Consider the following 26,993-nt stretch of genomic DNA (forward strand, 5'->3'; position numbering starts at 1 on the left):
TCGCCGTGTACCAAATACACGAATCCGCACCACCACACCGACACCACGCACCACGAAACAGACCGGGCCGCCCCACTCTCAGGCGGGCGGGCTGTCTGGCCGCCGCGGCCACCGTCCTGCTGACGGGGATGGTGACGCTGTTCGTCGCCGCGGCGCCGGTGAGCGCCGGTGAACCGGCCGCGGCCGGCGGGCAGATGGCCGTCCGGGGCCGGTACGCGAACGGGTTCGGCCGTCCGGCCGCCGGCGACAACTGCGCCTTCGCCGGGACCACACCGCCCGTGGACGTACCGACCGGCTTTCCCATGCCCCGCGGCTGGCACTTCCCTTGCACCAAGACCACGCGCCCGCCCGCTCCGTCCCGGCCACCGGCGCCGAGTCCGCGCCGCCCCAGGCCCGCCCCGCCACCACCCGCACCCCGGCCCACGCCACCCCCAACACCCCCAACACCCCCGCCACCACCGCCCCCTCCTCCCTCACCGGCCCCCCGCACCCACGCCCCGGACCCGCCGCCCGCACCCCGGCCGGAACCCCGCCGCCCCGCCTCGCCCGCGCCCGTGCTGCCCCGCAACTACGCCCGCACGTACCACAAGGCGCACGCCGGGCGCTCGATGGTGACCACGACCCTGCTGATCACCGCCCCGGCCGTGCTGGCCGGCGCCGCCCTCCGTCCCCGTTCGAGCTCCTCGTCCGGTTCCGCCGGGCGCCGTTCCTCGTAGGAGGTCCCCATGTCGCAATGGCTGGTGCTGGGCATCGCCATGGCCGCGGTCTGCGGCGTCGTCCTGATCATCACGGTCCTCAAGGAACGCCGGCTCGCCGACGACCACGACCCGACCGAGACACCCGATGTGATCGAGTACCTGACGATGATGGTGGGGGTGGTCTACGCGATCGTGCTGGGCCTGGCCATCGCCGGGGTCTGGGAGGCCCGGAGCGCGGCCGAGGACACCGTGCGGGCCGAGGCGCAGGCGCTGCACGAGGTCAGCGCGCGGGCCCGGGCCTATCCCGCGCCGGTACGGGACCGGATCCGCTCGGACGTGCAGGCCTACGCCTCCTATGTCGTCCACAAGGAGTGGCCGGTCATGTCCGACCAGGGCCAACTCACCCAGCGGGGCACGGAACTGCTGACGAAGGTCCGTGCCGACGTGACCGACTACCACCCGCGCAACGACTTCGAAGGGCAGTCCTACCAGCCGCTGGTCGACCAGATCGCGGTGGCCGACGGGGCCCGCAACGCCCGGGCGGACGCGGCCGATTCGACGCTGCCGGGGGTGGTGTGGTTCGGGCTGATCGCCGGCGGTGCGATCTCCGTGGGCATCATGTTCACCCTGCAGATCCGGCGGTCCGGCCGGGAGATGCTGATGGCCGGCCTGTTCAGCGCGCTGATCGCCTTCCTGCTGTTCCTGGTCTGGGACTTCGACTCGCCGTTCAGCCGCGGCATCTCCGCCAGCGCGGACCCGTTCCGGGACCTCTTCCCGCACCTTTGACGGCGCCTCGTGCCTCGCCTTTTTGACGGCGCCTCGCACCGCGCCTTCGACCGTGTGGCGTGAGCAGCCGTGAGCAGCGCGGTGTCCCCCGGGCGAGGCCCGGGGGGCACTCGCGCGTCAGGGTCCTAGTCGAAGAGATCCGGCTCGCTCCGCGTGATCTGCTGGTACAGCGGCTGGTAGTTGATCCACGCGACCAGGTCGTTGCCCAGCTGCTCACGGGTGTGGACGGCGTTGTGGTGGTCGATCAGGACCGGCTTGCCGGCGGCCTTCGCGGTCAGCTGGACCTGGCAGGAGCGTTCCATCGTGAGGAACCACCACGCCGCCGCGTCCACCGAGTCGCCGACCGTCAGCAGGCCGTGGTTGCGGAGGATCACCGCCTTGTGCGGCCCGAGGGCGGCCGCGATCCGGCGGCCCTCCTCCTCGTCCACCACGACGCCCGTGTAGTCGTCGAAGAGCGCGTGGTCCTCGTAGAACGCGCAGACGTCCTGGGTGATCGGCTCCAGCAGCTCACCGAGCGCGGACAGCGCCCGCCCGTAGGTGGAGTGGCTGTGGGCGGCCGCGATGACGTCCGGGCGGGCCTGGTGGACCTGCGAATGGATCACGAACGCCGCCTGGTTGACGTGGTAGCGGCCCTCGACGACCTGGCCCTCGGCGTTCACCAGGATCAGATCGCTGACGGTGATGTGCTTGAAGGACATCCCGAAGGGGTTCACCCAGAAGCAGTCGGGGAACTCCGGATCGCGCACGGTGATGTGCCCGGCGACGCCCTCCTCGAAGCCGAAGCGCCCGAAGAGGCGCAGCGCCGCCACCAGACGCTCCTTGCGGTGGCGCCGCTCGTCCTCGACGGTCTCGTGCGTCGGCGGCATGGCGAACTGCAGCTGGTCGGTGGGTATCGGCGTCGGTTCGGGCATCGCCGTTCTCCTTCTGGCATGTACCTGGCTCGTGTGGCTCGCTGCGGAAGCTACCCTCCGCTACCCCAGGTAACCAGCCCCCCGACGTGGCCGGATGCGCCCACCGCCATGATGGGCGCACGGACATGAGGCACCGGACGGACGTCGGCGACGGGCGCCGGACGACGGCGGTGCGGGGGGTGGACGATGACGGCCCACAGGACGCTCTCGGTCAGCAGGGACATCGACGCGGCACCGGAACGGCTCTTCGCCGTCCTCCGGGACCCGGACCGGCACGCCGCGCTGGACGGCTCCGGGATGCTGCGCGGCCGCCCCGAGGGCCCGTCGCCGCTCGGCCCGGGCGACCGCTTCAGCATGGGGATGGCCCAGGGCCGGATCCCGTACCGGTCGGTGAACGTCGTGGTGGAGTACGAGCCGGACCGGCTGATCGCCTGGGAGACCTGGGGCGAGCTGCGCGGCCGCCGGCTCGTCGGCGGCCAGCGCTGGCGCTACGCCCTGACGCCCCTGGACGGCACGGCCGACGGTCCTGCCACCACCCGCGTCACCCACACCTACGACTGGTCGCGCGCCCGCTTCCCCCGCCTCGTGATCGAACTCCCCGGCTATCCCCGGCGGATGGGCCCGGCAATGGCCACGACGCTGGAACGGCTGGCGGCGGCCGTACGGGAGGAAGAAGGCGGCTGACCTTCGCCGACGGCCGCACGGGAGGACGGAAACGGCTGACCTTCGCCGACGGCCGTACGAGAGGTACACGGGAGACGCACGGGGAACGCCCGGCCGACGGCAAGGCCGTTGGGCCCGCCGGGCCGCTGGGCCGTTGGGCCGTTGGGCCGTTGGGCCGTTGGGCCGTTGGGCCGTTGGGCCGTTACGCCCCTTGTTCCCGCCCGTACCCGCTCAGCAGCTCGACGCCGCGCAGCAGGGCGGAGTGGTCCAGGGCGCCGTCGCCGCGGGCCACCGCGGAGGCGATCAGCTGGGCCGCGACGGCACCGGCCGGCAGCGTCGCGCCGACGGTGCGGGCCGCGTCGGTGACGATGCCCATGTCCTTGTGGTGCAGCTCCAGCTTGAAGCCGGGGGCGAAGTCGCGGGCGAGGATCCCGTCCTTCTTGCGGGCCAGGACGGTGGAGCCGGCCAGGCCGCCACCCAGGACCTCCAGCGCGGCCGCCAGGTCGACGCCGGACTTCTCCAGGAAGACCACGGCCTCCGCCAGGGCCTGCAGGTTGACCGCGACGATCAGCTGGTTGGCGGCCTTGACCGTCTGGCCCGCGCCGTGCGGTCCGCAGTGGACGACGGTCGCGCCGACCGCGTCGAAGACCGGCCGGGCGGCGTCGAAGTCGGCCCGCTCACCGCCGACCATGATCGACAGCACGCCCTCGACGGCACCCGCCTCACCACCCGAGACGGGGGCGTCCAGCACCCGGATGCCCTTCTCGGCGGCGGCCTTCGCCAGGTCGACGGAGGTCTGCGGGGTGATCGAGGAGTGGTCGATGAGGAGGGTCCCCGGCCGGGCGTTCTCCAGGATGCCGTCGGGCCCGTACGCGACGGCCTCGACCTGCGGGGACGCCGGGACCATGGTGATGACGACGTCCGCGCCCCGCACCGCCTCGGCGATCGAGCCGGCCTCCTTGCCGCCCGCCGCGACCAGCGCGTCCGCCCGGCCGGGGCTGCGGTTCCAGCCGACGACGGCGTGCCCGGCCTTCGCGAGGTTCACCGCCATGGGGCTGCCCATGATGCCGAGGCCGAGGAAAGCGATCGTGCTCATTGCGCCACACCCACTAACTTCCGCAAAGCGAAATCATGCTATCGCTATTCGAAAACCATGATGTGGGGCGTCCAGGACAACGTCAACCGTCAGAGTTCGTCGATGGCGGTCAGGTCGATGTCGAGGTCGTAGGGGGCGGAGACCTTCAGCCGGTCGCGATAGGTGCCGGTGGGGACGTCTGTCCGGGTCTCCTTGTCGAGCTCGAAGACGTGGACGACCGGGTCCTGATAACGCCGCAGCCGCCGCCCAAACTGGTGAGCGACGGCTGCGGCATTGACCTGGTGCGGGAGACCTACGAGCGGATCACTCCCACTCGATCGTCCCCGGCGGCTTGCTGGTCACGTCCAGGACCACCCGGTTCACGTCCGCGACCTCGTTGGTGATGCGGGTCGAGATGCGGGCCAGCACCTCGTACGGCATCCGGGTCCAGTCGGCCGTCATGGCGTCCTCGGAGGAGACCGGGCGCAGCACGATCGGGTGGCCGTACGTGCGGCCGTCGCCCTGGACGCCGACGGAGCGGACGTCGGCCAGCAGGACCACCGGGCACTGCCAGATCTCGCGGTCCAGACCGGCCGCGGTCAGCTCCTCGCGGGCGATCGCGTCGGCCTCGCGCAGCAGGTCGAGGCGCTCCTTGGTGACCTCGCCGACGATGCGGATGCCCAGGCCGGGGCCGGGGAACGGCTGGCGGTGGACGATCTCGTCGGGCAGGCCGAGCTCGGTGCCGACCATCCGGACCTCGTCCTTGAACAGCTGGCGCAGCGGCTCGACGAGCTCGAACTCGATGTCGTCGGGGAGGCCGCCCACGTTGTGGTGCGACTTGATGTTGGCGGTGCCCGTGCCGCCGCCGGACTCGACGATGTCCGGGTAGAGCGTGCCCTGGACGAGGAAGGCGACTTCCTCGCCGTCGGCGCCGGCCTCGGCGACCAGCTCGGCCTGGGCCTGCTCGAAGACCCGGATGAACTCGCGGCCGATGATCTTCCGCTTCTGCTCGGGGTCGCTGACCCCGGCCAGCGCGTTGAGGAAGCGCTCCTCGGCGTCGACGACCTTCAGCTGGACGCCGGTGGCGGCCACGAAGTCCTTCTCGACCTGCTCGGACTCGCCCTTGCGCATCAGGCCGTGGTCGACGTAGACGCAGGTCAGCTGGTCACCGATGGCCTTCTGGACGAGGGCGGCGGCGACCGCGGAGTCCACGCCGCCGGAGAGGCCGCAGATCGCCCGCTTGGTGCCGACCTGCGCGCGGATCGCGGCGACCTGCTCCTCGACCACGCTGTGGGTCGTCCAGCTCGGCTGGAGGCCCGCGCCGCGGTAGAGGAAGTGCTCCAGGACCTGCTGGCCGTGCGTGGAGTGCATGACCTCGGGGTGGTACTGGACGCCGTAGAGCTTGCGCTCGTCGTTCTCGAAGGCGGCGACCGGGACCAGGTCGGTGGACGCGGTGACCGTGAAGCCCTCGGGGGCGGCGGAGCAGGCGTCGCCGTGGGACATCCAGACCGACTGCTCGGCGGGGGTGCCCTCGAAGAGGGTGGAGTCGGTGCGGGAGACGGCCAGGGCGGTACGGCCGTACTCACGCGCGCCGGTGTTGTCGACGGTGCCACCGAGGGTGGTGGCCATGAGCTGGAAGCCGTAGCACATGCCGAAGACCGGGACACCGGCCTCGAACAGGGCACGGTCGAGACTGGGGGCGTCTTCGGCGTAGACCGACGACGGCCCGCCGGAGAGGATGATCGCCTTGGGGTTCTTGGCGAGCATTTCGGCCACCGGCATGGTGGACGGCACGATCTCGCTGTAGACCCGGGCCTCACGGACGCGGCGGGCGATGAGCTGGGCGTACTGTGCGCCGAAGTCGACTACGAGGACGACGTCCGGGGCAGCGGCAGGGGGCGCTGATGGCACTTCGGCGGCCTTCCGGCGGTGTGGAGCGGGGTTGGACTTTCGATTCTAACGGGCTCATACTGTGGCCCATGTTCCAGCAGCTGACCTTCGTCTTTACCTATGGCACCGGCCCGTCCGGCTGCCATGGTCGTGCTGCTTGATCCACTGACGAGCAACTTCCCAGGCGCCCCGGGCCGACAAGGTCCGGGGCGCCTGCGTCTGTCCGGACCTCGATCATCGGCTCCGGGGCCACACCCCCAGGAGATACGGACATGAGCACCTCGACCGCCGGCCCGGCCACCCGTCCCACCACCGGCCCCGCCGCCCCCTCACCCGCCCCCACGCCCGACACCGGCGCCCATACGCCGGAGGCCGCCGGGATCATCGCCGACGCCCGGCGCCGGATCGACGATCTCGACGGCCGGATCATCGGTCTCGTGCAGGAGCGGATGGCCGTCTCGGCCGTCATCCAGCGCGAGCGGATCACCTCCGGCGGGCGCCGGGTGAACCTCTCCCGCGAGATGGAGATCCTCGCCCACTACCGCGACCAGCTCGGCAAGCCCGGCACCGCACTGGCCATGACCCTGCTGGAGCTCTCCCGGGGGCAGATCTGAGCCGGGCGGACCGCCTGCGGCCGCCAGTGGCCGATTCCGTGCGCTGAAGGGTCGGTTCCGGCCGATGGGCGATCGCCGGGCGGCCGATTCGGGGTGGGACGTGATCACCGTTGCACCGGTGCGGCGCCGACTCCGGGCATGGCGGGGCGCAGGCGGGGCGCATCGCAAAGGGGTGTGCGCCCGGCGCAGCTGGCGGATTTGAGTTCGGTTGCCGACTCACCCGTACGGCGCGTGACCGGCCGCCGCGGGACTTCGTTGTTCCCGGTGCCACGCCAGCCAGGCGCGGCCTGCAGGACTACGCGTAGACGCCGCCCCACGGGCGGAAGACCGGAGCGATGAGACGCCGGCCGCCTTTCGCGGTCCGCGTCGTGGGACCTCGTTCCGGTGCCGTGACCGGTCAGCAGGGGACAGCAGCCCGGTCACAAACCGATGGGGTGGTCGGTCCTGGGGACGCCCGGGACCGACCGCATCCGGTCGAAACGGTTGCGCCAGGTGAGGCGTATCCAGGACGATGCTTGACGAACGACATACCGCGCCTGGTATGGACTTTTGCCGTGCTGTGCCTCCGCGGACCGCGACGACCCGGCACGGCGATGGGTCCGGACCACCGCGCGCACCGCACCATCGAGCACCACGCACCACCCCCGTAAGCCAGCGGCGCTACCCCCCCCCCAGCGCCGCCCCTCGGTGCCGGCGCTGCCCTGACGCCGGCACCGAAAGCCAAGGGCCCCGTGGCCGTCCGCACCCCCCTCGTGGACGGCATCCGGGGCCCTTCGCTATGGGGCACGGGAACCTCCTCGGGGGGGGCGTACGCCGGGCGCACGGTCGCCGTCGGCCGGTCCGTGCCGCCGCTGCCCTCGGGCCCCGTCTGTGCCGTGGTTGTGCGGCACCTGTGGGCCGGCTGTGTGGCGACTGTGAGCGATGTGACGGGGGTCACCGAAAGAATTCGATTCGAGTGGGCAACCTTTTTTGGCCATGGCCGGTCATGTACGTGAAATCGCACGGCCATACCGCGCCCCCCAACGCGACGGCCAGCTATCAACTGGTGCCGACCCACGGCACATTGGACCCCGAGAGGTCTTCTCGATGAAGCTTCGCCGTGCCTTGACGGCTGCCGCTGCGACGGCCGTCATAGCCCCTGCCGCCCTGATGGCGGCCCCTGCCGCGTTCGCGACCGGCGCCGACACCGAGACCAGCGCGAGCGCCGAGCCGACGCCGGGCACCCCCGGTCAGGACCAGACCGACGACACCACGACGCAGCCGGAGACGCCGGCGGGCGGTGACGAGACCACCCCGGGCGACGAGACCAAGCCCGGTGCGGAGACCGGCGGCGAGACCGCCACCGGTGGGGAGTCCGGAAACGGTGGTGAGTCGGGTACCGGCGGCGAGACCGGTACCGGTGGTGAGACCGGCAACGGCGGTGAGACGGGTACCGGCGGCCCGGGCACCCCGGGTGACGACACCAAGCCCACCGGCGAGCCCAAGCCCACCACCTCGGCCAAGCCCACCGCGAAGCCGACCGGCAAGCCGACCGACGACACCTGCGCCAAGCAGTCGGACGAGACGGCGATCAGCACCGAGCTGCGCGGTCTGCCGAGCAAGGTCGTGGCCGGTTCCGGCTGGAAGAACTTCACCTTCCGCGCCACCAACACCTCCGACAAGGCGATGAAGTCGGTCGACGCGTACGTCGCGCTGGACGCCATCAGCACCGACAGCTTCGACGACGTCTCCAAGCTGCTGACCGTGCAGTGGTACGACGAGGACTCCCGCACCTGGGAGGCCATCACCGACGAGGACGGCTACTTCGCGTCCGTGGACGGTCTGAAGCCCGGTGAGTACGCCGACGCCAAGCTGCGTCTGAAGGTCGACGCCAAGACCCCGGGCAGCTACGGCTTCGCGTTCACCATCGGCGCGTACCACAACGAGGACGACGTCTGCGGCTTCTCCGACGTCGCGGAGTACGACTTCGACGTCCTGGTCGCCGGCAGCAAGCCGGGCAGCGTCCCGCCGGCCAAGAGCAAGCCGGGCAAGAACCAGCCCAACAAGCCGGCTCCGCAGGGCGACCTGAAGGACCTCCCGGTCACCGGCAAGCTCGCCGAGACCGGTTCCTCGTCCGCGCTGCCGACCATCGCCCTCGTGGGCGGGGTCGCGATGGTCGTGGGCGCGGGTGCGCTCTTCGTCGTCCGCCGTCGTAAGACGGACGGCGCCGCGGCCGCGTAACCACGGGCCGTACACCACAGGGCCGTCGGGGAGCTCCCCGACGGCCCTGTGCCGTGTCACGCCAGGGACTTCTTCGGAGGTACCGGCGGCACGGCGAGGAACGGCAGGTTCAGCGCGCCGTAGGCCTTCTCCGGGACGGCGGGGTGGACCGGCTTCACGGGGGCCAGCCGTTCGTAGGGCCGTCCCGGGGCGGGCCGCGGGTCCGCCTCGCCCTTGTTGGGCCACAGGGACATCGCACGCTCGGCCTGTGCGGTGATGGTCAGCGACGGGTTGACGCCCAGGTTCGCGGAGACCGCGGCGCCGTCGACGACGGAGATGCCGGGGTGCCCGTACAGCCGGTGGTACGGGTCGATGACGCCGGTCACCGCCGAGTCGCCGATCGGGCAGCCACCGAGGAAGTGGGCGGTGAGCGGGGTGCCCATCAGCTCGCCGACGTTGGAGCCCGCGAAGCCGTTGATCTCCTCGGCGAGCAGGGTCGCCGCCTTGGTGGCCTCCGGGATCTGGTTCGGGTTGGGGGCGCCGTGGCCCTGGCGGGCGGTGAGCAGGCCCTTGCCGAGACCGCTCGGCTTCCGGTACGTGGTCAGCGAGTTGTCCAGGGACTGCATGACCAGGCCGATGATGGTCCGCTCCGACCACCGCCGGTTGGAGAGCGCGCGCAGCGCGAGCCAGGGGTGGCGGGCCATGTTGGCCAGCCAGCCCCGCACCCGCCCCGCCGGGCGGTACGGCACCTGGAGGATCGTCAGCCCGCCCATCGAGTTGGAGCCCTTGCCGTAGCGGACCGGCTCGATGTGGGTGTTCTCGTCGGGGTGGATCGACGAGGTGATCGCCACGCCCTTGGTGAAGTCGGCCTTCTCCGCGCCGTGCCGCTTGCGGTAGCGGCGGTTGTCGGTCTGGGCGCCCACCAGCGCCTCGGAGTTGGTGCGGGTGAGCGCGCCGAGGCGGGCGGAGACGCACGGGAGCAGCCCGCTGTCCTTCATGCGGTGCAGCAGCGTCTGCGTGCCGTACGTGCCGGCGGCGAGGACGACGCGGCGGGCGGTGAAGGTCCTGCCCGCGCCTCTCCTCCTGTCGTCCGTCGGGAGCGTCCGGACCGCGAAGCCGCCGCGGGAGTCCTCGGTGAGCGCGACGACGGACGTCATCGGGTGGATCACCGCACCGGCCTTCTCGGCCAGGTGGAGGTAGTTCTCGTTGAGGGTGTTCTTCGCGCCGTGCCGGCAGCCGGTCATGCACTCGCCGCATTCGGTGCACGCCTTACGGGCCGGCCCCGCGCCGCCGAAGTACGGGTCCGGCACCTCCTCGCCCGGCTTCGCCCGCGCCGTCCCGTCGGAGTCGTCGCCGTCCCCGAAGAACACCCCGACCGGCGCCATGTGGAACGACTCCCCGACGCCCATCGCCTCCGCGGTCGCCTTCAGGTGGACGTCGGACGGCGTCATCGTCGGGTTGAGCCGCACCCCCAGCATCCGCCGGGCCTGGTCGTAGTACGGCTCGAGCTCCTCCTGCCAGTCGGTGATGTCCTTCCACTGCGGGTCGTCGAAGAACGGCTTCGGCGGGACGTAGAGGGTGTTGGCGTAGTTCAGCGAACCGCCGCCCACGCCGGCGCCGGCCAGCACCATGACGTTCCCGAGGAGGTGGATGCGCTGGATGCCGTAGAGGCCGAGGGCCGGCGCCCACAGGTAGTTCTTGAGGTCCCAGGAGTTCTTCGGCAGCGTCTCGCGGGTGAAGCGGCGGCCGGCCTCCAGGACGCCGACCCGGTAGCCCTTCTCGGTCAGGCGCAGGGCGGAGACCGAGCCCCCGAAGCCGGAGCCGATGACGAGGACGTCGTAGTCGTAGCCGCCGGCCCGGGTGCCGTCCGGGTCCTGGCTCTGGGCAGAGTTCTCCTGGGGCACTGGCTCTCCCTGCTGTTCGGGGGCGAAGGGGCTGGCTACCGGGTCTCCCGGGGGCGGGTCACCTCAGCCGGAACGCCTTCATCGCGCGCAGGCTGCGGGTCATGAACTGGGCGTACTTCTCATCGGTCATCCCGAAGGACGGCGCGAGCGGCATCACCCGCTGGTGGGCGACGGTCTGCGCCTCGGTGTACTTGAGGATGCCCTCGGAGCCGTGCCGGCGGCCCAGGCCGGAGTCCCCCATGCCGCCCATCGGCGACTGCACGCTGCCGTAGCCGGCCGCGTACGACTCGTTGACGTTGACCGTGCCCGTGCGCAGCCGGGCGGCGACGGCCCGGCCGCGCCGGCCGTCCTTGGTCCAGACGCTGGAATTCAGGCCGTACGGCGTGGCGTTGGCGAGCGCCACGGCCTCGTCCTCGTCGCGGAAGCGGTAGACGGAGACGACCGGGCCGAAGGTCTCCTCGTCGCAGACGGCCATCGGGGTCTGCACGCCGTCGAGGATGGTCGGTTCGTGGAAGAACGGGCCGATGTCGGGGCGCGGGCGGCCGCCGGCGACCAGTTCGGCGCCCTTGGCGACGGCGTCCTCGACGTGCCGGACGACGGCCTGGAGCTGGCGCTCACCGGCCAGCGAGCCCATGTCGGCGCCGTAGGCGAGGGAGTTGCCGAGCCGCATGGCCTTCGTGCGGGCGGCGAAGCGTGCGAGGAAGTCGTCGGCGACGGATTCGTGGACGTAGAGCCGCTCGATGGAGATGCACAGCTGGCCGGCGGAGGAGAAGCAGCCGCGGACGGCGCCCGCCGCGGCCTTGTCCAGGTCGGCATCGCGGAGCACCAACATGGCGTTCTTGCCGCCGAGTTCGAGGGAGACGCCGACCAGGCGGGCGGCGGCGCCCTGGGCGACCTCGCGGCCGGTGCGGGTCGAGCCGGTGAAGGAGACGTAGTCGGCGTGCTTGACGACCTCGGGGCCGATGACCGGGCCCTCGCCGATCACGACCTGCCAGACGTCCTCCGGCAGCCCCGCCTCGATGAGCTGCTCGCGGGCCCACAGCGCGGTGAGCGCGGTCTCGGTGTCGGGCTTCATCACCACGGCGTTGCCCGCGACGAAGGCCGGCAGGGCGTCGCCTATGGAGAGTTCGAAGGGGTAGTTCCAGGGGGCGATCTGTCCCACGACGCCGCGGGGGTGGCGGAGTTCGGTGACCTTGGTGAGGGTCGGGACGACGCCGGTGTGGCGCTTGGGGCGGAGGTAGGCGGGGGCCTTGCGGCCGTAGTGGCGGGCGGCGACGGCGACCGCCTGCACCTCCTCGTGGGCGTGCAGCCGGGCCTTGCCGGTCTCCAGCTGGATCAGGTCGAGCACCTCGGCCTGGCGGCGCAGGACGAGGTCGTGGAAGCGCAGCAGGACCGCGGCGCGCTGCCGGACGGGGACCCTGGCCCAGCGCTCCTGGGCGGCCCGGGCCCGTTCGAAGGCGGTGGCGACGTCCTCGGGGGTGGACTCCGGCAGGTCGGCCAGCTTCTCGCCGGTGAACGGCGTGTGGTTGGCGGTACGACCTCCCCCGCTCCCGGCTCCGCTCGAGCGGGAGGTGCCCCCGGCGACCACGCCGCGGGTGAGCCGGGCCGCGACCTCGGGGGTGACCACGTCGGCGGCGGTGCGGCTGCCCGCGGGGGCGGGCGCGACCGGATTGCCCTCGGTCGGCGCTGCGGGGGCCTCGGCGGGCGCGGTGGCCTCGGGGGCCTCGGCGGCGGAGGCAGCTGTTCCGGTGTCCTGCGAGTCCGTCATGTCGGCGAGGGTATTCCTCCCCGGACGCTTTGTGTACCCGGCAGTAACGGGTTTTCACCGGCTGCCCACCATCGCGCCAGTGTCCGCTGGCCGTAAGGGCTCTGGTCAGGGACGAACGGGGGCCCGGCGGGACCGGGGCGGATCTTCGGCGGTCACGTCCCGGTCAGCCGGAAGGCGTCGAGGGCGGTGTCGAAGTGACGTTTGGCCTCGGTGCGCGAGCCGAGCGGCGAGGAGATCCACACGTCGATCATCCGGCCGTTCTCGTCCCAGCTGAGGTCGTAGGTGTAGCGCGAGCCGCCGTCCGCCGCGCTGCCGTCCCAGACGAACTCCCAGAGTCCGGCCTGGAGTCCGTTGTGGGTGGTCTCGGTGACCTGGCCCGCGCGGTAGCCGCGGTAGTTCGCCGGGCCCTCGGCGTCCGCGGTGCGCATCGCGCCGATCGGCCCCTCCGGCACCCGCTTCTGCAGCTGGACGCCGATCCGGAACCGCTTGCCCTGCGAGTAGTAGTAGACCCGGTCGTGCTCGTAGGAGCGGGTGAAGCCGACCGGCACCGCGAGCGCGAAGCCGACCGGGTCCTTCACGAGGTGGTAGCCGTCCGGGATCCCGCCGGTGGCGCCCGGGGAGGGCGCGGAGGTGACGGTGACCGTGGGACGGGGCGCGCCGGGCCGGCCGTTCTTCGTCGGGCCGGCGGCCGAGGCCTGCTGGGAGTGGCCGGGGCGGCCGCCCCGGCCGGCGGTGTCGTCGGTGCCGCCCTGCTGCATCAGCAGGGCCGTGACACCGGCGCCGGCGCCCCCGATCACCACGACGGCGAGCGCGATCAGCAGCGCCGTACGGGTGCGGCCGGTGTGCGGGCGGGCCGCCGCGGCCAGCGCCCGCTCGTCGAGGGCGTCGCGGATCGGCAGCCCCGGGGTCCGCCCGCCGGAGCGCCCGCCGGGGCCGCCGAAGGCGTGGCCCAGGGGCGCGGGGGCGGCGGCCAGGGGTTCCTCGGCGGGCGGATGGCCGCCGGGCACGGGCTCGCCGGGCAGTGGCACACCGGGCGGGCCGCTGACGGGACGGTCGTGCGGCGGGGCGGGGGCGCCGGGGCCGCCCGGCGTACCGGGGGCCGGGGTGCCGGGGGCCTGCGTACCCGCGAACGGCGTCCCGGGGACGGCCGGGCCGGCCGCCCCGCGCTCCGGGGCGCGGCCCGAGTGGAGGTAGCCGCGCAGCAGCTGCTCCGTCTCCGTCAGCCCCATCCGGCGGTCCGGGTCGCGCTCCAGCAGGCCGCCGAGCACGGCCCGCAACGGGCGTGCGGGCTCGGGGAGTTCGATCTCGTCGTAGACGACGGCGTGCAGCACCCCGCCCAGCGAGTCACGGCGGAACGGCGATTCACCGTTGAGCGCGGCGCACAGCAGCACGCCCAGCGACCAGAGGTCGGCCTCGGGGCCGGTCTGCCGGCCGGCCATCCGCTCCGGGGCGGTGTACTCCGGCGAGCCGACGAAGCCGCCGGCGTCGGTCAGCGTGGTGACGCCGGGGACCTGGGCGATGCCGAAGTCCGTGAGCACGACCCGGCCGGTGCCGGACTCCATCAGGACGTTGGCCGGTTTGAGGTCGCGGTGCAGCACTCCGCAGGTGTGCGCCGCGCGCAACGCGCCCAGCAGCGCCACACCGATCCGGGCCGCCTCACGCGGCGCGACCGGGCCGCCGCTCTGCAGCCGGTCGGCCAGCGACGGGCCCTCGACCAGCTCCATCACGATCCACGGCCGGCCGTCCTGCTCGACGACGTCGTGCACGACGATCACGTTCGGGTGCTTGATCCCGGCGACGGTACGCGCCTCGCGCATCGCCCGCTCGCGCTGCACCCGCGCCTCGGGTTCGGCGGTCGCCTCGTCCAAGTGCAGCTCTTTGACGGCCACTTGGCGGCCGAGCAGCTCGTCGGTGGCCCGCCAGACCGTGCCCATGCCGCCGCGGCCCAGCCGTATTCCCAGGCGGTACCGACCGCCGATCAGCCGGCCCTCGCCCCCGAAGATCCCCATGCCCCCTTATCTTGCCGCACCGCCGCCCGCCCGGCGGGAGCGGCTCCCCACCACCGCGGCGGCATCCGCCCACCCCGCCGCTGACCTGCACCGACCGCCCGGCGACCGCCCGCCCGGTGATCAACTTCCGCCATGGGGAGGGCCGTTGCCGGCCGCGCGACCGGCCCTCGGCGCGGCGGACACGGAGGGCGCGGCGGTCGCACGACAAGTCCGCTGAACACACCAACCGGCCCGCACGACACACGGGGTGGAACCTCCACCGGCTCTCCCACCGTCCTTGACACAGTGAGGCTGCCGTACGGGAACGGCCGGTACGGCGGCTGCGGCACGCGGAGCGGGGGTCGGTCAGCATGATGCAGGACGGCGGAACGGTGGACGTCCGACCGGGCACCGACCCCGGCCGCGCCGCTCCCGAGCACAGCGGCGCCTACCTCGCCACCGCACTGTGCCTGGCGCTCTACGGCGGCACGCTCGCCGCCTGGACCGTCTACGGCATCGTCCAGTCGGACGGGACCCTGGGCGACTTCCTGGAGGGGCTGTTCAACCCGGGCGCCTCCCCCGTACCGCAGATCCTCGGCCCCTACGAGTGGTCCCTCACGGTGGTGTTCCTCGTGGTCGCGGGCCTGGCGCTGGCCCAGCGGCGGGTGGCCCGCTCCGCGGCGCTGCTCTCGGGCTTCCTGCTGCTCGCCCTGTCCCTGCGGGAGGGCGTGGGCCTCATCGACACCACCTACCGCGACCAGTACCGCAACGACCCGCTGGGCGGCTGGACGCTGGCCACCCGCGGGCTGGGGCTGGTGGTGGCGCTGGTCGTGCTGGCCGTGATGTTCCCCGCCACGGATCGGCGCAGGGCCGGGGCGGGACCGCGGGCCGCCGGCCCGGACGCCACCTGGCGCCGGCCGTCGCGCGTCTGCGGGGTGCTGTTCCTGCTGATGGGCCTGGCACGGCTGGGCTGGACCGGACGCGATCTGACGGCCGGCGGGACGGACGTGGTGCGCTATCTGCGCGGGGTGGTCGACGGGTCGGTGCACGGCACGCTCGACCTGGAGTCGTCCATCGAGTTCACCACCGTCGGCTCGGTGGCCGTACTGCTGATCCTCGGACTGCTGGCCTTCCGGGGACGCCACGACGTACGGGGCGCGCTGTTGGTGTTCGCCTCCGTCGAGCTGTACCTGACCGTGCGGACGGTGGTGTGGCTGACCGTGACGGGCTTCTTCAACCGGTCCTTCGAGACCACCGAGGGCACGCTGTCGATGGCGACCACCGCGTACGGCTTAGCGGCCATGACGTCGGTGGTGGTGCTCGCGACCGGCCGCGGCTTCGGGCCGTACGGCGGACTGCGGGCGGAGGGCCTGCGCACGGCGGGGGCGGGACGCCCGTAGGCGGCAGGGCGCAATGCCCGTAGGGGCTTCCCGTAGGGGCTTCCCGTAAGGGGCTTCGACGGCAGGGCGAGGAAGCCGGACACCGGCGAGGAGTTCCCTCAGGGGGCGTCAGGGGCGGGCTACCGGCGGTGCGGGGGAGATCCCCCTCCGAACCGCCCCCGCAACGCCATGCAGCGGCCGCCGCGTGTGGGGGTCGCGGCGGCCGCCGATGTGAACTGCAACGCGTCCTGGGCTTGTGGCCTCTTCAGTGGTGCAGCATGTGGACCACTCTGCCCGCGCGGCGGCCCGCATGGCATCCTCCCGAGGTCGCGGGCTCACCCCCGCCGCTCGGCGGGGGTCCGGGTCCGTCGCAGGGCGGGGACCCGGACAGAGGTACGGAGTCGCGCAGCGCCGGGCGGTTCCGCGGGCCCTGACGGGTGTGAACCAGCAGAAGGCAGAAAGGGGCGGCCGGTGATCCGGGTCGCTGTGGTGGACGACGAACGGCTGGTCAGATCCGGACTCCGGATGATCCTGGGGACCGCCCCGGACATCGAGATGGTCGCGGACTGCGGGGGCGCCGAGGCCGTGGAGACCGTGCTGCGCTGCGCGGCCGAGGTGGTGCTGCTCGACATCCGGATGCCGGACGTGGACGGGCTGACCGTGCTGCGGCAGTTGCGCGCCGCGCCGGATCCGCCGGCGGTGGCGATGCTGACCACCTTCGACGCCCAGGAGTACCTGACCGCGGCGCTGCGCGAGGGCGCGGCCGGCTTCCTGCTGAAGGACTCGGATCCCGAGCAGTTGGTACGGGCCGTACGGACCCTGGCGGCGGGCGGCAGCGTGCTGGATCCGGGCGTGACCCGGGCGGTGATCGGCGGCTATCTGACGGCCGAGGACCAGGCGGCGGCGGCCCGGGCGGTCAGCGGGCTGACACCGCGGGAGTCGCAGGTGCTCGCCCTGCTCGGCGAGGGGCTGGGCAACGCCCAGATAGCCGGCCGGATGGGGCTGGCGCCCAGTACGGTCAAGGACCATGTCCGCGCCGTCCTGGGCAAATTGGGGGGAATCAATCGCATCCAGGCGGCCATCGTCGCCGACCGTGCGGGCCTGGTGTCCGGGGCTCCCCGGGGGGCGTGGTGAGGTCCGGCGGCGGGCGGCTGCTCGCGCGCGGGGCGGCCCGGTGGCGGGCGTTCGCGGCCGGGACGTGGGGGCGGCGGCTGCGCCGGATCGCGCCCGTGGTCGTGCCGGTACTGCTCGCGATCGCCGACGCGGTGCTGGTCAACGGCCTGGAACTCGCCCTGGAACTGGGTGTTTCGGTGGTCGCCGCGGCCGCCCTGCTGCTGCGCCGGCGCTTCCCGCTGCTGGTCTTCCTCGTGACGCTGCCCGGCCTGTACATCGGCTACATCTGGTTCGCGCCGATGATCGGGCTCTACACCCTGGCGGCCCGGCGCCCCGGCCGGCGGCGGCTGGGGATCTGCGCGGTGCTGCTGATCGCCGCACACTTCCTGCCGTATCCGATCTCCGACTTCGAACTCACCGCGTACCGCGAGAACACCCTGGTGCTCATCGACGCCTGCGTCACCTCGGCCGCCCCGATCGCGCTGGGCCTGCTGATGCGCACCCGCCGCGAACTCGCCTCCCGCGTCGAGGACCTGACCCGCAGCCTGCGCCGCGAGGACCGGCTGCTCGCGGACCGGGTCAAGACCACCGAACGCGCCCGGCTCGCCCGCGAGATGCACGACGTGGTGGCCCACCAGGTCAGCCTGATCAGCCTGCAGGCGGGGGCGGTGCAGGTCAGTACGGAGGACGAGGCGGCGCGGGCCGGCGCCCGGACGATCCGTGAACTGTCCGTGCGGACGCTGGAGGAGCTGCGGCACATGGTGGGGGTGCTGCGGGCGGACGGCGGGGACGGCGGGGAGGCGAGCGGACTGGCACCGCAGCCCGACCTGGAGGAACTGCCGCGACTGCTCGAGATGAGCGCGCTGGACGTGACGTACGAGGGCGGGGTGGTGGCCGGTGCGGGCGGCGCGAAGACGGTCGAGCGGGCCGCCTTCCGCACGGTCCAGGAGGCGCTCACCAACGTCCGCAAGCACGCGCCGGGTGCGCGGGTGCGGGTCCGGGTCGATCCGGCGGACGAGGTCTGCGGGGAGGCCGGCCCGGGACTGCGGGTGGAGATACGCAACGGGCCGCCGGACGCGACGGCGACCGCGCCGGTGCTGCCCGGCGGCGGGCACGGCCTGGTGGGGCTGCGCGAGCGCGCCCAGAGCCTGGGCGGAACGCTGGAGGCGCGGCACACCTCCGACGGCGGCTTCGTGGTACGGGCGGAATTCCCTTACGGGGCGGGGTGAGTGCGGGGAGGTGAAGGCGGAGGGATGAACGCGGGGGTGGCCGCCGGGCGGGCCGGGTGGCGGGCGCTCGGGGCGCTCGGGGCGCTCGTTCCGGGCTCGCTCCGGGCTCGCTCCGGGCTCGCGGAGGCTTCCGGAACGTCGGAGGCTTCCGGAACGTCGGGGGCTGGCGGAACGCCGGAGGCTTCCGGGACCTGGGAGGCCTCTGGGTACCTGAGGGCTTCCGGCTCCTCGTGCGCTTCCGGGCTTCAGGCGGAGAGCGGTGCGGCGGCCTCGTCGACGGCGGTGGACAGGTCCGGGTAGACCTCGAAGAGCCGGCGGACGCCGAGCGCGGCCAGCACCCGGTTGACGTGCGAGCCGTCGACGGCTCCCTGGGCGGGCAGGATCAGCCGCAGCCGCCCCTGGCACGAGCGCATCAGCCGGCGGGCGGCGATCAGCACGCCGACCCCGCTGGAATCGCAGAAACGGACCTCGGAGAGGTCCAGCACGAGCGATCTGCGGCCGTCGGCCACCGCATCGTGCACGTGCTGGCGCACCGCAGGCGACGTGACCAGGTCCATCTCACCGGAAACCTGGAGTACGGCCCAGGGGCCCTGTGCGTCCTCTGCCACCTTCAACGACACGCGCTCGAAGCCTTTCGCTCGCTTTCGGACCGGATGTGCCCGGTTACATCCGGAACTCATCCTTCCCCGGCTCGACTGCCCGGCCTCGATGTCCTGAAACTCATCCTGGTTCCCGGCGGTAGCCGTGGGACGTAACAGGCCGTTCACGCCCAAGGCTATGCCCCAAGGGCGGCAACTTTCCGCCCACCTCCGGTCACACCCGGATAACACATCGCCTCATACGCGCACGAACGATCAGCAACGGGCAACTTCGAGTGCCCCACCGCCGCTTCCGAGCGCCTTCCGAGCGCTTTCCGGGGCCGCTTCGGGCCGGGCCCGGGCCGTCAGGCCCTTACCACCCGCGTCCCCCTCAAGGTTCGATTTGCCGCAAAGGAGCGTGTGTTGTCGGACCCGCGCATTACATTCGAGGCACGGCGGTTTCCGTGATCGTGCCCGCGGATCCGGGCATGAAGGTGTACAGATGCGCAGGAGTGACGGCTGAGGTCGAAGGCGACGGGCAGGGATGGGGGTCCGATGGGACACGATGCGCCACCGCGCTGGGACAGGCGGATGCAGCAGCGGCTCGCCCGCGGCGAGGCCGCCGCGCTCGGCGAGCTCTACGACCGCTTCGCCTCGCTCGTGCACAGCCTCGCCTACCGCGTCCTGGAGGACGAGGACGCCGCCGACCGCATCACCCGCGAAGTCTTCGCCGCCATCTGGGAACACCCGGATTCCTACGACCCCAAACAGGGCCCGCTGCGCTCCTGGATCGCCGGCCTCACCCGCCATCAGGCCGTCCAGCGGCTCCGCCAGACCGAGGCCGCCTGTGCCCGCGACGGCGGCGCGGACGCCCCGGCGCAGGCCGAGATGGAGCAGAAGATCCGCGAGGCGTCCACCGCCGCCCGCGCCGACTACATCGTCACGTCCATGCCCGCACCCCTGCGGGCCGCCCTGGAGCTGGCGTACTTCCAGCGCCGGGACTACCGCCAGACCGCCGCCGACCTCGGCGTCACGGAGGACGAGGCCCGCCGCCGGCTGCGCCTGGGCCTGCAGCTGCTGTCCACCGCCCACAACGCCACCGCCCTGCCGCCCACCCGCCGCTCGGCCTACGCGTCCGCCGCCCCCGGCACCGCCGCCCCGCCCGGCCAGGGCCCCGGACGGGCGCTGTGAACGGCCCGGACGAATGGGACGGCCCCGAGCTGCCCAGCGGCCCCGGTGAACGGCCGCGGATACCGGCACCGCGCCCCGCCGCCGAGGACCGCGGCCCGCTCCCCGACGCCACCCCCGCCCCACCCCCACCGCCCGAGCCCCTCGCACCCCCTGTGCCGCCCGCGCCACCCGTCGTGCCCGTACCGCTCCGCGACCCGGCTGCCGACGCGTCCGGCGACCCGGCCGGGGATCCGACCAGCGATCCGTCCGGGGATCTGTCCGGCGATCCGTCCGGGGATCCGTCCAGGGACCCGGTTGACGGTGCGGGTGAGGCAGGCAGCGCAGACGATGCGGGCAATACGGGTGGCGTGGGCGGCACGGGCGATCGCGCGGACGCCGAAGCCCCGCCCGCGGATCCACCGCGCGCAGACGCCCCGTGCGAGCACTCCTCGCGCGCCCCGGAAGCCGAGCCCATGACCGACCCCGCCGCCCCGCCCGCCCCACTCCCGGGCCCGGCGCCCGCCCCACCGCACCGCGTCCTGAAGTCGCTGCTCGGCGCCTGGGCGCTGTCGGCCTGTTCCGCCGAGGAGACCGCCGCCGTCGAGGCGCATCTGACCGACTGCGCCTCCTGCGCCGACGAGGCGGTGCGCCTGCGGGACGCGGTCGGCCTGCTGCACCCCGCCGACAGCCTCGACCTCGACCCGCTGCTGCGCTCCCGGGTGCTGGAGGGCTGCCTGGGCCGCCGCCCGGCGCGCATCCCGGTGCCCGAGTGGGCGGCACCGTACGACGCGGAGACCGCCAAACTGGACGCCCTGTTGCGCGACATGGGCGAGGCGGAGTGGCGCGCACCGGTGCGGCTGCGTTGGTTCGAGGGCGAACGCCCGGTGCAGCGGGAGACCACGGTCGCCGGGGTCATAGGGCATCTGATGGCGGTGGACGGCCTGGTGGCGACCGCGCTCGGGCTCCCCGACCCGCTCGGCACGGCAGCCCCGCCGGGCACCCCTGACCCGCTGATCCGCACGGAGACGCTGTGGCGCGGCTGCAGCGGCACGGCGAGCCCGCTCGCCACCCATGAGCCGTGGCGCGAGCAGAGCTACGCCCTGATGAGACAGGTGTCGTTCGCCGGCGGCAAGGTCGCCGAACTCGCCGTTCCCTACGGCGACTTCCGGCTCGCGCTGCGCGACGCCTTCCTGGACCGCGCCTTCGAGTGCTGGGTGCACGCCGGCGACATCGCGGACGCGGTGGACTATCCGTACGAGGCCCCGGCCGCCGCGCACCTGAACCGCATGGTCGACCTCGCCGCCCGGCTGCTGCCCAGCGCGCTGGCCGACCGCCGCCGGGCGGGGCTGGCGTCGCCGCCGCAGCGGCTGGTCGAGGCCGGCGCCCCGGGCCGTACGCTCCATCTGGAGGTCGAGGGCAACGGCGGCGGCCACTGGTACATAGCGCTGGACTCACCGGCCGCGCTGGGCACGCCCGACCACACCGTCGCCCATATCGCCCTGGACAGCTCCGAGTTCTGCCAGCTGGCGGCCGGCCACATCTCCCCCGAGGACGCCGCAGCGGGCCAGCACGGCGAACGCGACGCCATCCGCGAGGTCCTCTTCGCCACGGCGTCCCTGTCCCGCCTCTGAACCACGACCGGGAGGAAATCCCCAGCAACGCAGGCACAGGCGCAGGCGCGCGCCGGAAGGCACGCGCCCGCGCGTACGCCCAACCGCGCAGGCCTCCACCTGCACGTACGCCCAACCGTGCACGCCTGCACCTGCGCGTACGCCTGCGCCTGTGCATACGCGTACATCTGCGTGCGCCTGAACCGGGCGTGCGCGTACGCCGGTGGGTGCGGGTAGCGCGTACGCGGGTGCGTGCGGGTACGCGGGTGCGTGCACGTACGCGGGTGCGTGCGCGTACGCGGGTGCGGCCGGGCTCCGGGAATACCGCCCCGCCCCACCACGTTGTGGCCCCAGCAGGGGGCCCGTCGATCCCCTACGGGATCTGTTCGCCTCTCCCCTAGGTGGCGACGGCCCCGCTCAGGCGAAGACGACCGACCCCCGGCCCGCAGCCCCTTGAGCCCAGCCCACCGTTACGCGAAGACCACCGTCCGGCTGCCGTTCAGCAGCACCCGGCGTTCGCTGTGCCACTTCACGGCGCGGGCGAGGGCCTGGCATTCGACGTCCCGGCCGATCGCCACGAGCTGGTCCGGGGTGACCTCGTGGCCGACCCGCTCGACCTCCTGCTCGATGATCGGGCCCTCGTCGAGGTCGGCGGTCACGTAGTGCGCGGTGGCGCCGATGAGCTTCACGCCGCGGGCGTGCGCCTGGTGGTACGGCTTGGCGCCCTTGAAGCTCGGGAGGAAGGAGTGGTGGATGTTGATGATGCGGCCGGACAGCGCCTTGCACAGATCGTCGGAGAGCACCTGCATGTAGCGGGCGAGCACCACCAGTTCGACGCCCTCCGCCCGCACCAGCTCCAGCAGCTTCGCCTCGGCCTGGGCCTTGGTGTCGCGGGTGACCGGAATGTGGTGGAACGGGATGTCGTACGAGCCGACCAGCTCGGCGAAGTCCGTGTGGTTGGAGACCACGGCCGCGATCTCGACCGGCAGCGCGCCGATCCGGGAGCGGAAGAGCAGGTCGTTGAGGCAGTGCCCGAACTTGGACACCATCAGGATGACCCGCATCTTCTCGTCGGCCCGGTGGATCTGCCAGTCCATGCCGAAGGAGTCGCCCACCGCCGCGAAGCTCGCCCGCAGCTTGTCCACGCTCACCGACGCGTCCGCGCTGAAGTGGACGCGCATGAAGAACAGCCCGGTGTCGTGGTCGCCGAACTGCTGGCTGTCCTCGATGTTGCAGCCGGTGATGAAGAGGTAACTGGACACCGCGTGCACGATCCCCTGCTTGTCCGGGCAGGACAGGGTGAGCACGTACTGATCGTTCCGATCGTTTTGATCGTTCCGACCGTTTCGACCGGGCTGGGTGGGCTGCGACTCGCTCATGACCTCATAGGGTCCCATACCTGCGGAGCAGGTCAGACCGGGGTGTCCGCGCCGCCCGTCATGATGGCCAGCACCTCCAGCGACCGCGGCGGCGCGTCGGGGTCCTCGCCGTCCGCCGTCGCCATGTGCACATGGGCCGCACGGGCCGCCTGCACGGCCTCCGCCCAGCCCTCGTGCGCCATGTAGGCGGCGACCGGGGCGTCCGCGCCGACCTGGTGCATGATCCGCAGCACCCTCAGGACGGCGACGTCGACCAGCTGGGCCTCCTGGGCGTCCCGGAAGATCGTGCCGACGTATTTGTCGGCGGACCAGTTGTCGAGCCAGGTGTCCTCGACGAGCCGGTAGACGGCGTCGGTGACGTCCCCGTATCCCGGCCGGCCAGCCAGCCAGGTCTCCTGGTGGAACGCGGGGTCGGAGAGCATGTGCAGCGCGGAGCGCACATTGCAGCGCCAGCGCCACCACGGCATGTCGTTGAGTGGCATGCCGCCCATGGTGGTCGAGCGACGGCCGCGACGGGAAGACTTCTCCGAACCTTGCACAGCATTCGATCGTACGTTCCGCACGAACGATCTCGCACAGCCCCCCGGAGTTCACCGCTACGTCACCATCCGTTGCTCTTTCGTCACTCGGGCGTTCCGGGCAGGACGGAAGGCTGCGGTGCCATGACCGGACGGCGACGCTCCTCCCCCCGCCCCTTGTTGCCCCACGCTCCCGCGGTCACGATCGCCGCGGCGGTGACATGTACGGCGGCCATCGCGTCGCTGCTCTCCGGTTGCGGCTCTCTCCCCGGAGTGGGGAATTCCGGGGAACGGGAGCCGGTCACGGTCATGACCTGGGCACCGGAGGACACCCGAGCGACCAATATGCCGGGAATGCCGGCCATGGCCCAGGCCTATGCCCGCTCGGTCAACGCACACGGGGGCATCCGGGGCCACCGGCTACGGGTGCTGACCTGCAACGAGCGCAACGACTCGGTGGCCGCCGCACAGTGCGCCCAACGGGCGGTGGACGAGGGCGCGGTCGCCGTCGTCGGTTCCTACAGCCAGTTCGGCCGCTCGTTCATGTCCCCCCTGGAGGTCAAGGGCGTCCCGTTCATCGGGGGCTACGGCGCCTCCGACGAGGAGTTCCAGAGCCCGCTGTCGTATCCGGTGAACGGCGGCCAGGCGTCCCTGCTCGCCGGCAACGGCCGCCAGCTGGCGGCGGACTGCAAGCGCGTCGCGCTGGTCCGCCCGGACACCATCCAGGGCGACCAGATGCCGTCCCTGCTCAACTCCGGCCTGCAGAGCGGCGGCCGGCACCCCGCCAAGGACATCAAGGCACCCGAGGACGGCACCGACTACTCGCCCCAGGTGACCCGGGCCCTGGACGAAGTGGGCGCGGATCCGGCCGTCTACGGGAGGGCCGAGGCCGGCGGCAGGGCCCCGGGCGCGTGCGTGGCCGCCTCGCTCGGCGACCACACGGACGCGTTCTTCGACGCCTTCCGGCGGCTCCAGGAGGACAGCCCCAAGGTGCGGGTCGCGTCCGTCCTCGGCAGCGTCGGCCAGTCCCTGGTGAACCGCTCGGGCGGCACGTCGGGCCCCCTGGAGGGCGCGGACATCACCGGCTGGTACCCGGTGGCGGGCGACCCCCGCTGGCGGCCGATGCGGAAGGTCATCAGCGATTACGCCTTCGACGACAACCGCATCGATCCGGCCGACCAGGGGGTGCAGACCACCTGGATCGCCTATACGGTGCTGCGCTCACTGATCGAGCAGCTCGACGACGCGGGCGTGACCGACATCACCTCGCACGATCTGCAGACCACCCTCGACCGCGGCGAGCGCGCCATCGACACCGGGGGCCTGACCCCGAAGCTGCGCTGGCGCGACGACGACATGCTCGCCGTCCAGGACTTCCCGCGCATCGTGAACGGCATGGTGACGTACCAGGTGGTGCGGAACGGCGAACTGGTCTCCGCCCAGCACGGGTTCGTGAACGTCACCAGGACCCTGGAAAGCCGGCGCACGGACGACTACTGAGCCCGCGGCTCATCAGGGTCCCGCCCCGAACCGTCGGCCGGCTCAGAGCTGTTCGGGGCGGCGCTCCGTCAGGCCGTACTTCTGGGCGAGTGGGTTCCACAGCTGCGCCGCCTGCCGCTTGGCCTGGGTCGCCTGGCCGCTGGCCGCGTTGCCCTGCACGGCCTGCTTGGTGCCGCGGGCGCGCCCCTTGTGGCAGCCCTTCTTGCCGCCCAGCTGGCCGGCCCAGGCCGCGTAGTGGTTGTCCGCGGCGGCCGAGGACTGCCACGCCTTGGTCAGCGCCGCGGTCAGCCGGTCGTGGTCCGGGATCTTGTCGACCGGCAGCTGCTGCAGCCGCTTGACCAGGTCGTTGCGCTGCCCGGCCGCGGCCCGCAGGTCCTTCGCCGCGTTGCCGAGGTTGTTGCACGACTTGATGTTGTTGACCGCGCCGATCACGGAGGCCCGGCTGTTGTTGCTGTCGCCCAGCAGGGCGTCCAGGCCCTTCGCCTGGGCCTCGGCGGGGTCCGTGGTGGCCTTCGGCGCCTCCGACTCCTTGGCGGCCTTGGTGCTGCTGCCGCCTCCGGAGCCCTGCTTCTGTGCCGTGTCGTCGCTGCCGCCGCTCAGCGCCCAGCCGACACCGAGGCCGGCGCCCGCGAGCGCCACGATGACAATGCCGACGATCGCCATCGGGGCCAGCCGCCGGCGCTTGCCGCCGCCGTCCTCGTCGTACGGGCCCTGCGGGTCGTACGGGCCCTGCGGGTCGTGGCCGCCGGGCGGGAACTGCTGGCCGTACCCCTGGCCGCCCTGGCCGCCGTACGGGGGCCGGCCCGGGTCCTCGAAGCGGGGCAGCTGCGCGGTGGCGTCCGGCGCACCGGCCGGGGCCGCCGCCGGCCCGTCACGGAACAGGCCGTCGAACTCGGCGGGGGTGGGGCGGTCGCCGGGCGCGCCCGGGCGGATGCCGAACGGCGCGCCAGGAGGCGCGGCGGGCGCACCGGCGCCCACCGGGGGGATGAGCTGGGTGGCCTCGGAGTCGCCTCCGCCGGCACCGGGCATCGGCTGGGCCTGGCCGTGCGGCCCGCCCTGCCCCGGCTTCACGGCCCGGAGCATCGTCGTGGACTCGTCGGGGGTCTCCGGGCGGGAGGACGCCTCAGGGGGCAGCGGGGCGGCGCCACCGGGGCCGCCGGAGCGGGCGTCGAACGGCGGGATCACCGTGGTGGCCTCGGCGTCACCCGTGGCGGGCGGCAGCGGCGCACCGGCCTGCCGGGTGGCGCGCACCAGCTCACCGGAGGACGCGGGGAGCTGCCCGGGCTGGGCCTGGGGCGGAAGCTGCTGCGGGGGCTGCTGCCCGTAAGGCTGCTGGTCGTACGGCTGCGCAGCGGGCTGCTGGTCGTACGGCTGGGGAGCGGGCTGCTGGCCGGGCGCCTGCTGCGGAGGCAGCTGCGGGGCGGCCGACTGCTGCGGCATCGACGGCGGCATGGGCGGCACCGGGGGCTGCCCCTGGGGCGGCGGCGGAAAGCCCTGCCCACCGGGCTGCTGGGGCGGCAACTGGGCCTGCGCGCCCGGAGCCGGTGCGCCCGGAACCGGTGCCCCCGCATCCTGCGCCGGCGGATATCCGTAGCCCTGCGACGGCGCCTGGCCGTAGTTCTGCTGGGGCCCCTGGCCGTAGTGCTGGCCCGGTCCCGGCTCCTGCCCGTAGTTCTGGCCCTGGGCGGGCGCCTGCCCGTACGGCTGCGCGGCGGGAGCGTTCTGCGGGGCGGGCGCGGCCTGCTGGCCGGGCCCCCAGGGCTGGCCCCAGGGTTGCCCCGCCGACGGAGCGGCCTGCTGGTCGGGGATGTACGGCTCACCGTTAGCGGGCAGCACAATGCCCTCTCGCGCGGGACCGGCCGCAGAATTCTGCGGGTCGTGACCCTGTCCGCTCTGCGTCACCGTGACTCCTACCAACGTGCAGACCTACGGAATCGTCGGCTGCACGCTACCGGGTCGCAGCAACGTTCGACCACGTCCCCTGGTCACCACCCCCTTCCGCCCCGCCCGGCACCGGACGG

The 26,993-nt window shown here is 73.0% G+C and carries 20 protein-coding genes and 1 pseudogene; 11 read left to right on the forward strand and 10 right to left on the reverse strand.

Features of this window, described 5'->3' with window-relative positions; translation table 11 throughout:
- Nucleotides 1-128 precede the first annotated feature (128 nt).
- Both V2J85_RS18045 and V2J85_RS18050 read left to right on the forward strand, forming a co-directional pair.
- The gene (locus V2J85_RS18045; protein ID WP_330822175.1) at nucleotides 129-716 is read left to right on the forward strand and encodes a hypothetical protein; all 588 of its coding nucleotides are present in this window, start codon (nucleotides 129-131) and stop codon (nucleotides 714-716) included.
- Between the two features lie 9 nt (nucleotides 717-725).
- A complete protein-coding gene (locus V2J85_RS18050; protein WP_261956131.1) occupies nucleotides 726-1,484 on the forward strand; it encodes a bestrophin-like domain in 759 nt (252 codons plus the stop codon).
- A 125-nt stretch (nucleotides 1,485-1,609) separates the two neighbouring features.
- Here V2J85_RS18050 and V2J85_RS18055 read toward each other — a convergent pair.
- Nucleotides 1,610-2,401: pseudogene (locus V2J85_RS18055) on the reverse strand (class II aldolase/adducin family protein); the annotation flags it as partial.
- Between the two features lie 180 nt (nucleotides 2,402-2,581).
- Here V2J85_RS18055 and V2J85_RS18060 point away from each other — a divergent pair.
- Nucleotides 2,582-3,079: an SRPBCC family protein gene (locus V2J85_RS18060; protein WP_261956132.1), complete on the forward strand. Its 498-nt coding sequence runs from the start codon at nucleotides 2,582-2,584 to the stop codon at nucleotides 3,077-3,079.
- 181 nt (nucleotides 3,080-3,260) lie between these two features.
- Here the strand turns inward: V2J85_RS18060 and V2J85_RS18065 are convergent, their stop codons facing one another.
- Both V2J85_RS18065 and guaA read right to left on the reverse strand, forming a co-directional pair.
- Nucleotides 3,261-4,154 carry a 2-hydroxy-3-oxopropionate reductase gene (locus V2J85_RS18065; protein ID WP_330822176.1) on the reverse strand — a complete coding sequence of 298 codons (894 nt, stop codon included), beginning with the start codon at nucleotides 4,152-4,154 and terminating at the stop codon, nucleotides 3,261-3,263.
- Nucleotides 4,155-4,457: 303 nt separating this feature from the next.
- Nucleotides 4,458-6,044, reverse strand: a complete 1,587-nt coding sequence (gene guaA / locus V2J85_RS18070; protein WP_261956134.1) for a glutamine-hydrolyzing GMP synthase — start codon at nucleotides 6,042-6,044, stop codon at nucleotides 4,458-4,460.
- A gap of 251 nt (nucleotides 6,045-6,295) precedes the next feature.
- Here guaA and V2J85_RS18075 point away from each other — a divergent pair, with 251 nt between their 5' ends.
- Both V2J85_RS18075 and V2J85_RS18080 read left to right on the forward strand, forming a co-directional pair.
- On the forward strand, nucleotides 6,296-6,637 hold the full coding sequence (locus V2J85_RS18075) for a chorismate mutase (protein WP_330822177.1): 342 nt from the start codon (nucleotides 6,296-6,298) through the stop codon (nucleotides 6,635-6,637).
- A gap of 1,086 nt (nucleotides 6,638-7,723) precedes the next feature.
- On the forward strand, nucleotides 7,724-8,857 hold the full coding sequence (locus V2J85_RS18080) for an LAETG motif-containing sortase-dependent surface protein (protein ID WP_261956136.1): 1,134 nt from the start codon (nucleotides 7,724-7,726) through the stop codon (nucleotides 8,855-8,857).
- Nucleotides 8,858-8,913: 56 nt separating this feature from the next.
- Here the strand turns inward: V2J85_RS18080 and V2J85_RS18085 are convergent, their stop codons facing one another.
- From V2J85_RS18085 to V2J85_RS18095, 3 genes are all read right to left on the reverse strand, one after another.
- Nucleotides 8,914-10,740, reverse strand: a complete 1,827-nt coding sequence (locus V2J85_RS18085; RefSeq protein ID WP_261956137.1) for a GMC oxidoreductase — start codon at nucleotides 10,738-10,740, stop codon at nucleotides 8,914-8,916.
- Between the two features lie 58 nt (nucleotides 10,741-10,798).
- Entirely contained in the window at nucleotides 10,799-12,508 is a 1,710-nt protein-coding gene (locus tag V2J85_RS18090) for a succinic semialdehyde dehydrogenase (protein WP_261956138.1), read from the reverse strand.
- A 152-nt stretch (nucleotides 12,509-12,660) separates the two neighbouring features.
- Nucleotides 12,661-14,517, reverse strand: a complete 1,857-nt coding sequence (locus tag V2J85_RS18095; protein ID WP_330822180.1) for a serine/threonine-protein kinase — start codon at nucleotides 14,515-14,517, stop codon at nucleotides 12,661-12,663.
- Nucleotides 14,518-14,888: 371 nt separating this feature from the next.
- Between V2J85_RS18095 and V2J85_RS18100 the strand changes: the two genes are divergently transcribed.
- The 3 genes from V2J85_RS18100 (at nucleotide 14,889) to V2J85_RS18110 (ending at nucleotide 18,217) form a co-directional block, all read left to right on the forward strand.
- Nucleotides 14,889-15,896: a hypothetical protein gene (locus V2J85_RS18100; RefSeq protein ID WP_261956140.1), complete on the forward strand. Its 1,008-nt coding sequence runs from the start codon at nucleotides 14,889-14,891 to the stop codon at nucleotides 15,894-15,896.
- Between the two features lie 450 nt (nucleotides 15,897-16,346).
- Nucleotides 16,347-17,009 (forward strand): response regulator, encoded by a 663-nt coding sequence (locus V2J85_RS18105; RefSeq protein ID WP_261956141.1) that lies wholly within the window; start codon nucleotides 16,347-16,349, stop codon nucleotides 17,007-17,009.
- A gap of 77 nt (nucleotides 17,010-17,086) precedes the next feature.
- The gene (locus V2J85_RS18110; RefSeq protein ID WP_261957479.1) at nucleotides 17,087-18,217 is read left to right on the forward strand and encodes a sensor histidine kinase; all 1,131 of its coding nucleotides are present in this window, start codon (nucleotides 17,087-17,089) and stop codon (nucleotides 18,215-18,217) included.
- A gap of 245 nt (nucleotides 18,218-18,462) precedes the next feature.
- Here the strand turns inward: V2J85_RS18110 and V2J85_RS18115 are convergent, their stop codons facing one another.
- Nucleotides 18,463-18,837, reverse strand: coding sequence for an STAS domain-containing protein (locus V2J85_RS18115; protein WP_030415409.1), 375 nt, complete (start codon nucleotides 18,835-18,837; stop codon nucleotides 18,463-18,465).
- Between the two features lie 513 nt (nucleotides 18,838-19,350).
- Here V2J85_RS18115 and V2J85_RS18120 point away from each other — a divergent pair.
- Both V2J85_RS18120 and V2J85_RS18125 read left to right on the forward strand, forming a co-directional pair.
- A complete protein-coding gene (locus V2J85_RS18120; RefSeq protein WP_261956142.1) occupies nucleotides 19,351-19,986 on the forward strand; it encodes a sigma-70 family RNA polymerase sigma factor in 636 nt (211 codons plus the stop codon).
- A complete protein-coding gene (locus V2J85_RS18125) occupies nucleotides 19,983-21,596 on the forward strand; it encodes a zf-HC2 domain-containing protein (protein WP_330822181.1) in 1,614 nt (537 codons plus the stop codon). Before V2J85_RS18120 ends, V2J85_RS18125 begins: the two co-directional genes overlap by 4 nt.
- A gap of 449 nt (nucleotides 21,597-22,045) precedes the next feature.
- Here V2J85_RS18125 and purU read toward each other — a convergent pair whose 3' ends face one another.
- Together purU and V2J85_RS18135 are read right to left on the reverse strand one after the other, a co-directional pair.
- Nucleotides 22,046-22,954: a formyltetrahydrofolate deformylase gene (purU, locus tag V2J85_RS18130; RefSeq protein ID WP_261956144.1), complete on the reverse strand. Its 909-nt coding sequence runs from the start codon at nucleotides 22,952-22,954 to the stop codon at nucleotides 22,046-22,048.
- Nucleotides 22,955-22,986: 32 nt separating this feature from the next.
- Nucleotides 22,987-23,445: an SCO4402 family protein gene (locus tag V2J85_RS18135; protein WP_261956145.1), complete on the reverse strand. Its 459-nt coding sequence runs from the start codon at nucleotides 23,443-23,445 to the stop codon at nucleotides 22,987-22,989.
- A gap of 171 nt (nucleotides 23,446-23,616) precedes the next feature.
- On the opposite strand from V2J85_RS18135, the gene V2J85_RS18140 reads away from it, so the two are divergent.
- Nucleotides 23,617-24,972, forward strand: a complete 1,356-nt coding sequence (locus V2J85_RS18140; RefSeq protein WP_419836798.1) for an ABC transporter substrate-binding protein — start codon at nucleotides 23,617-23,619, stop codon at nucleotides 24,970-24,972.
- Between the two features lie 42 nt (nucleotides 24,973-25,014).
- Here V2J85_RS18140 and V2J85_RS18145 read toward each other — a convergent pair whose 3' ends face one another.
- Complete coding sequence (locus tag V2J85_RS18145) at nucleotides 25,015-26,874, reverse strand: hypothetical protein (RefSeq protein WP_419836799.1); 1,860 nt, start codon at nucleotides 26,872-26,874, stop codon at nucleotides 25,015-25,017.
- Nucleotides 26,875-26,993 lie beyond the last annotated feature (119 nt).

The sequence above is a fragment of the Streptomyces bugieae genome (genome assembly GCF_036352915.1).
GTDB classification, from domain to species: Bacteria; Actinomycetota; Actinomycetes; order Streptomycetales; family Streptomycetaceae; genus Streptomyces; species Streptomyces endophytica.

Bases quoted from the DNA above. Each gene is read 5' to 3' on its own strand.
- V2J85_RS18090 (WP_261956138.1), bottom strand. From the start codon at position 12,508: ATGACGGACTCGCAGGACACCGGAACAGCTGCCTCCGCCGCCGAGGCC.
- V2J85_RS18080 (WP_261956136.1), top strand. From the start codon at position 7,724: ATGAAGCTTCGCCGTGCCTTGACGGCTGCCGCTGCGACGGCCGTCATA.
- V2J85_RS18120 (WP_261956142.1), top strand. From the start codon at position 19,351: ATGGGACACGATGCGCCACCGCGCTGGGACAGGCGGATGCAGCAGCGG.
- V2J85_RS18075 (WP_330822177.1), top strand. From the start codon at position 6,296: ATGAGCACCTCGACCGCCGGCCCGGCCACCCGTCCCACCACCGGCCCC.
- V2J85_RS18060 (WP_261956132.1), top strand. From the start codon at position 2,582: ATGACGGCCCACAGGACGCTCTCGGTCAGCAGGGACATCGACGCGGCA.
- V2J85_RS18140 (WP_419836798.1), top strand. From the start codon at position 23,617: ATGACCGGACGGCGACGCTCCTCCCCCCGCCCCTTGTTGCCCCACGCT.
- V2J85_RS18045 (WP_330822175.1), top strand. From the start codon at position 129: ATGGTGACGCTGTTCGTCGCCGCGGCGCCGGTGAGCGCCGGTGAACCG.
- purU (WP_261956144.1), bottom strand. From the start codon at position 22,954: ATGAGCGAGTCGCAGCCCACCCAGCCCGGTCGAAACGGTCGGAACGAT.
- V2J85_RS18095 (WP_330822180.1), bottom strand. From the start codon at position 14,517: ATGGGGATCTTCGGGGGCGAGGGCCGGCTGATCGGCGGTCGGTACCGC.
- V2J85_RS18135 (WP_261956145.1), bottom strand. From the start codon at position 23,445: ATGGGCGGCATGCCACTCAACGACATGCCGTGGTGGCGCTGGCGCTGC.
- V2J85_RS18050 (WP_261956131.1), top strand. From the start codon at position 726: ATGTCGCAATGGCTGGTGCTGGGCATCGCCATGGCCGCGGTCTGCGGC.
- V2J85_RS18065 (WP_330822176.1), bottom strand. From the start codon at position 4,154: ATGAGCACGATCGCTTTCCTCGGCCTCGGCATCATGGGCAGCCCCATG.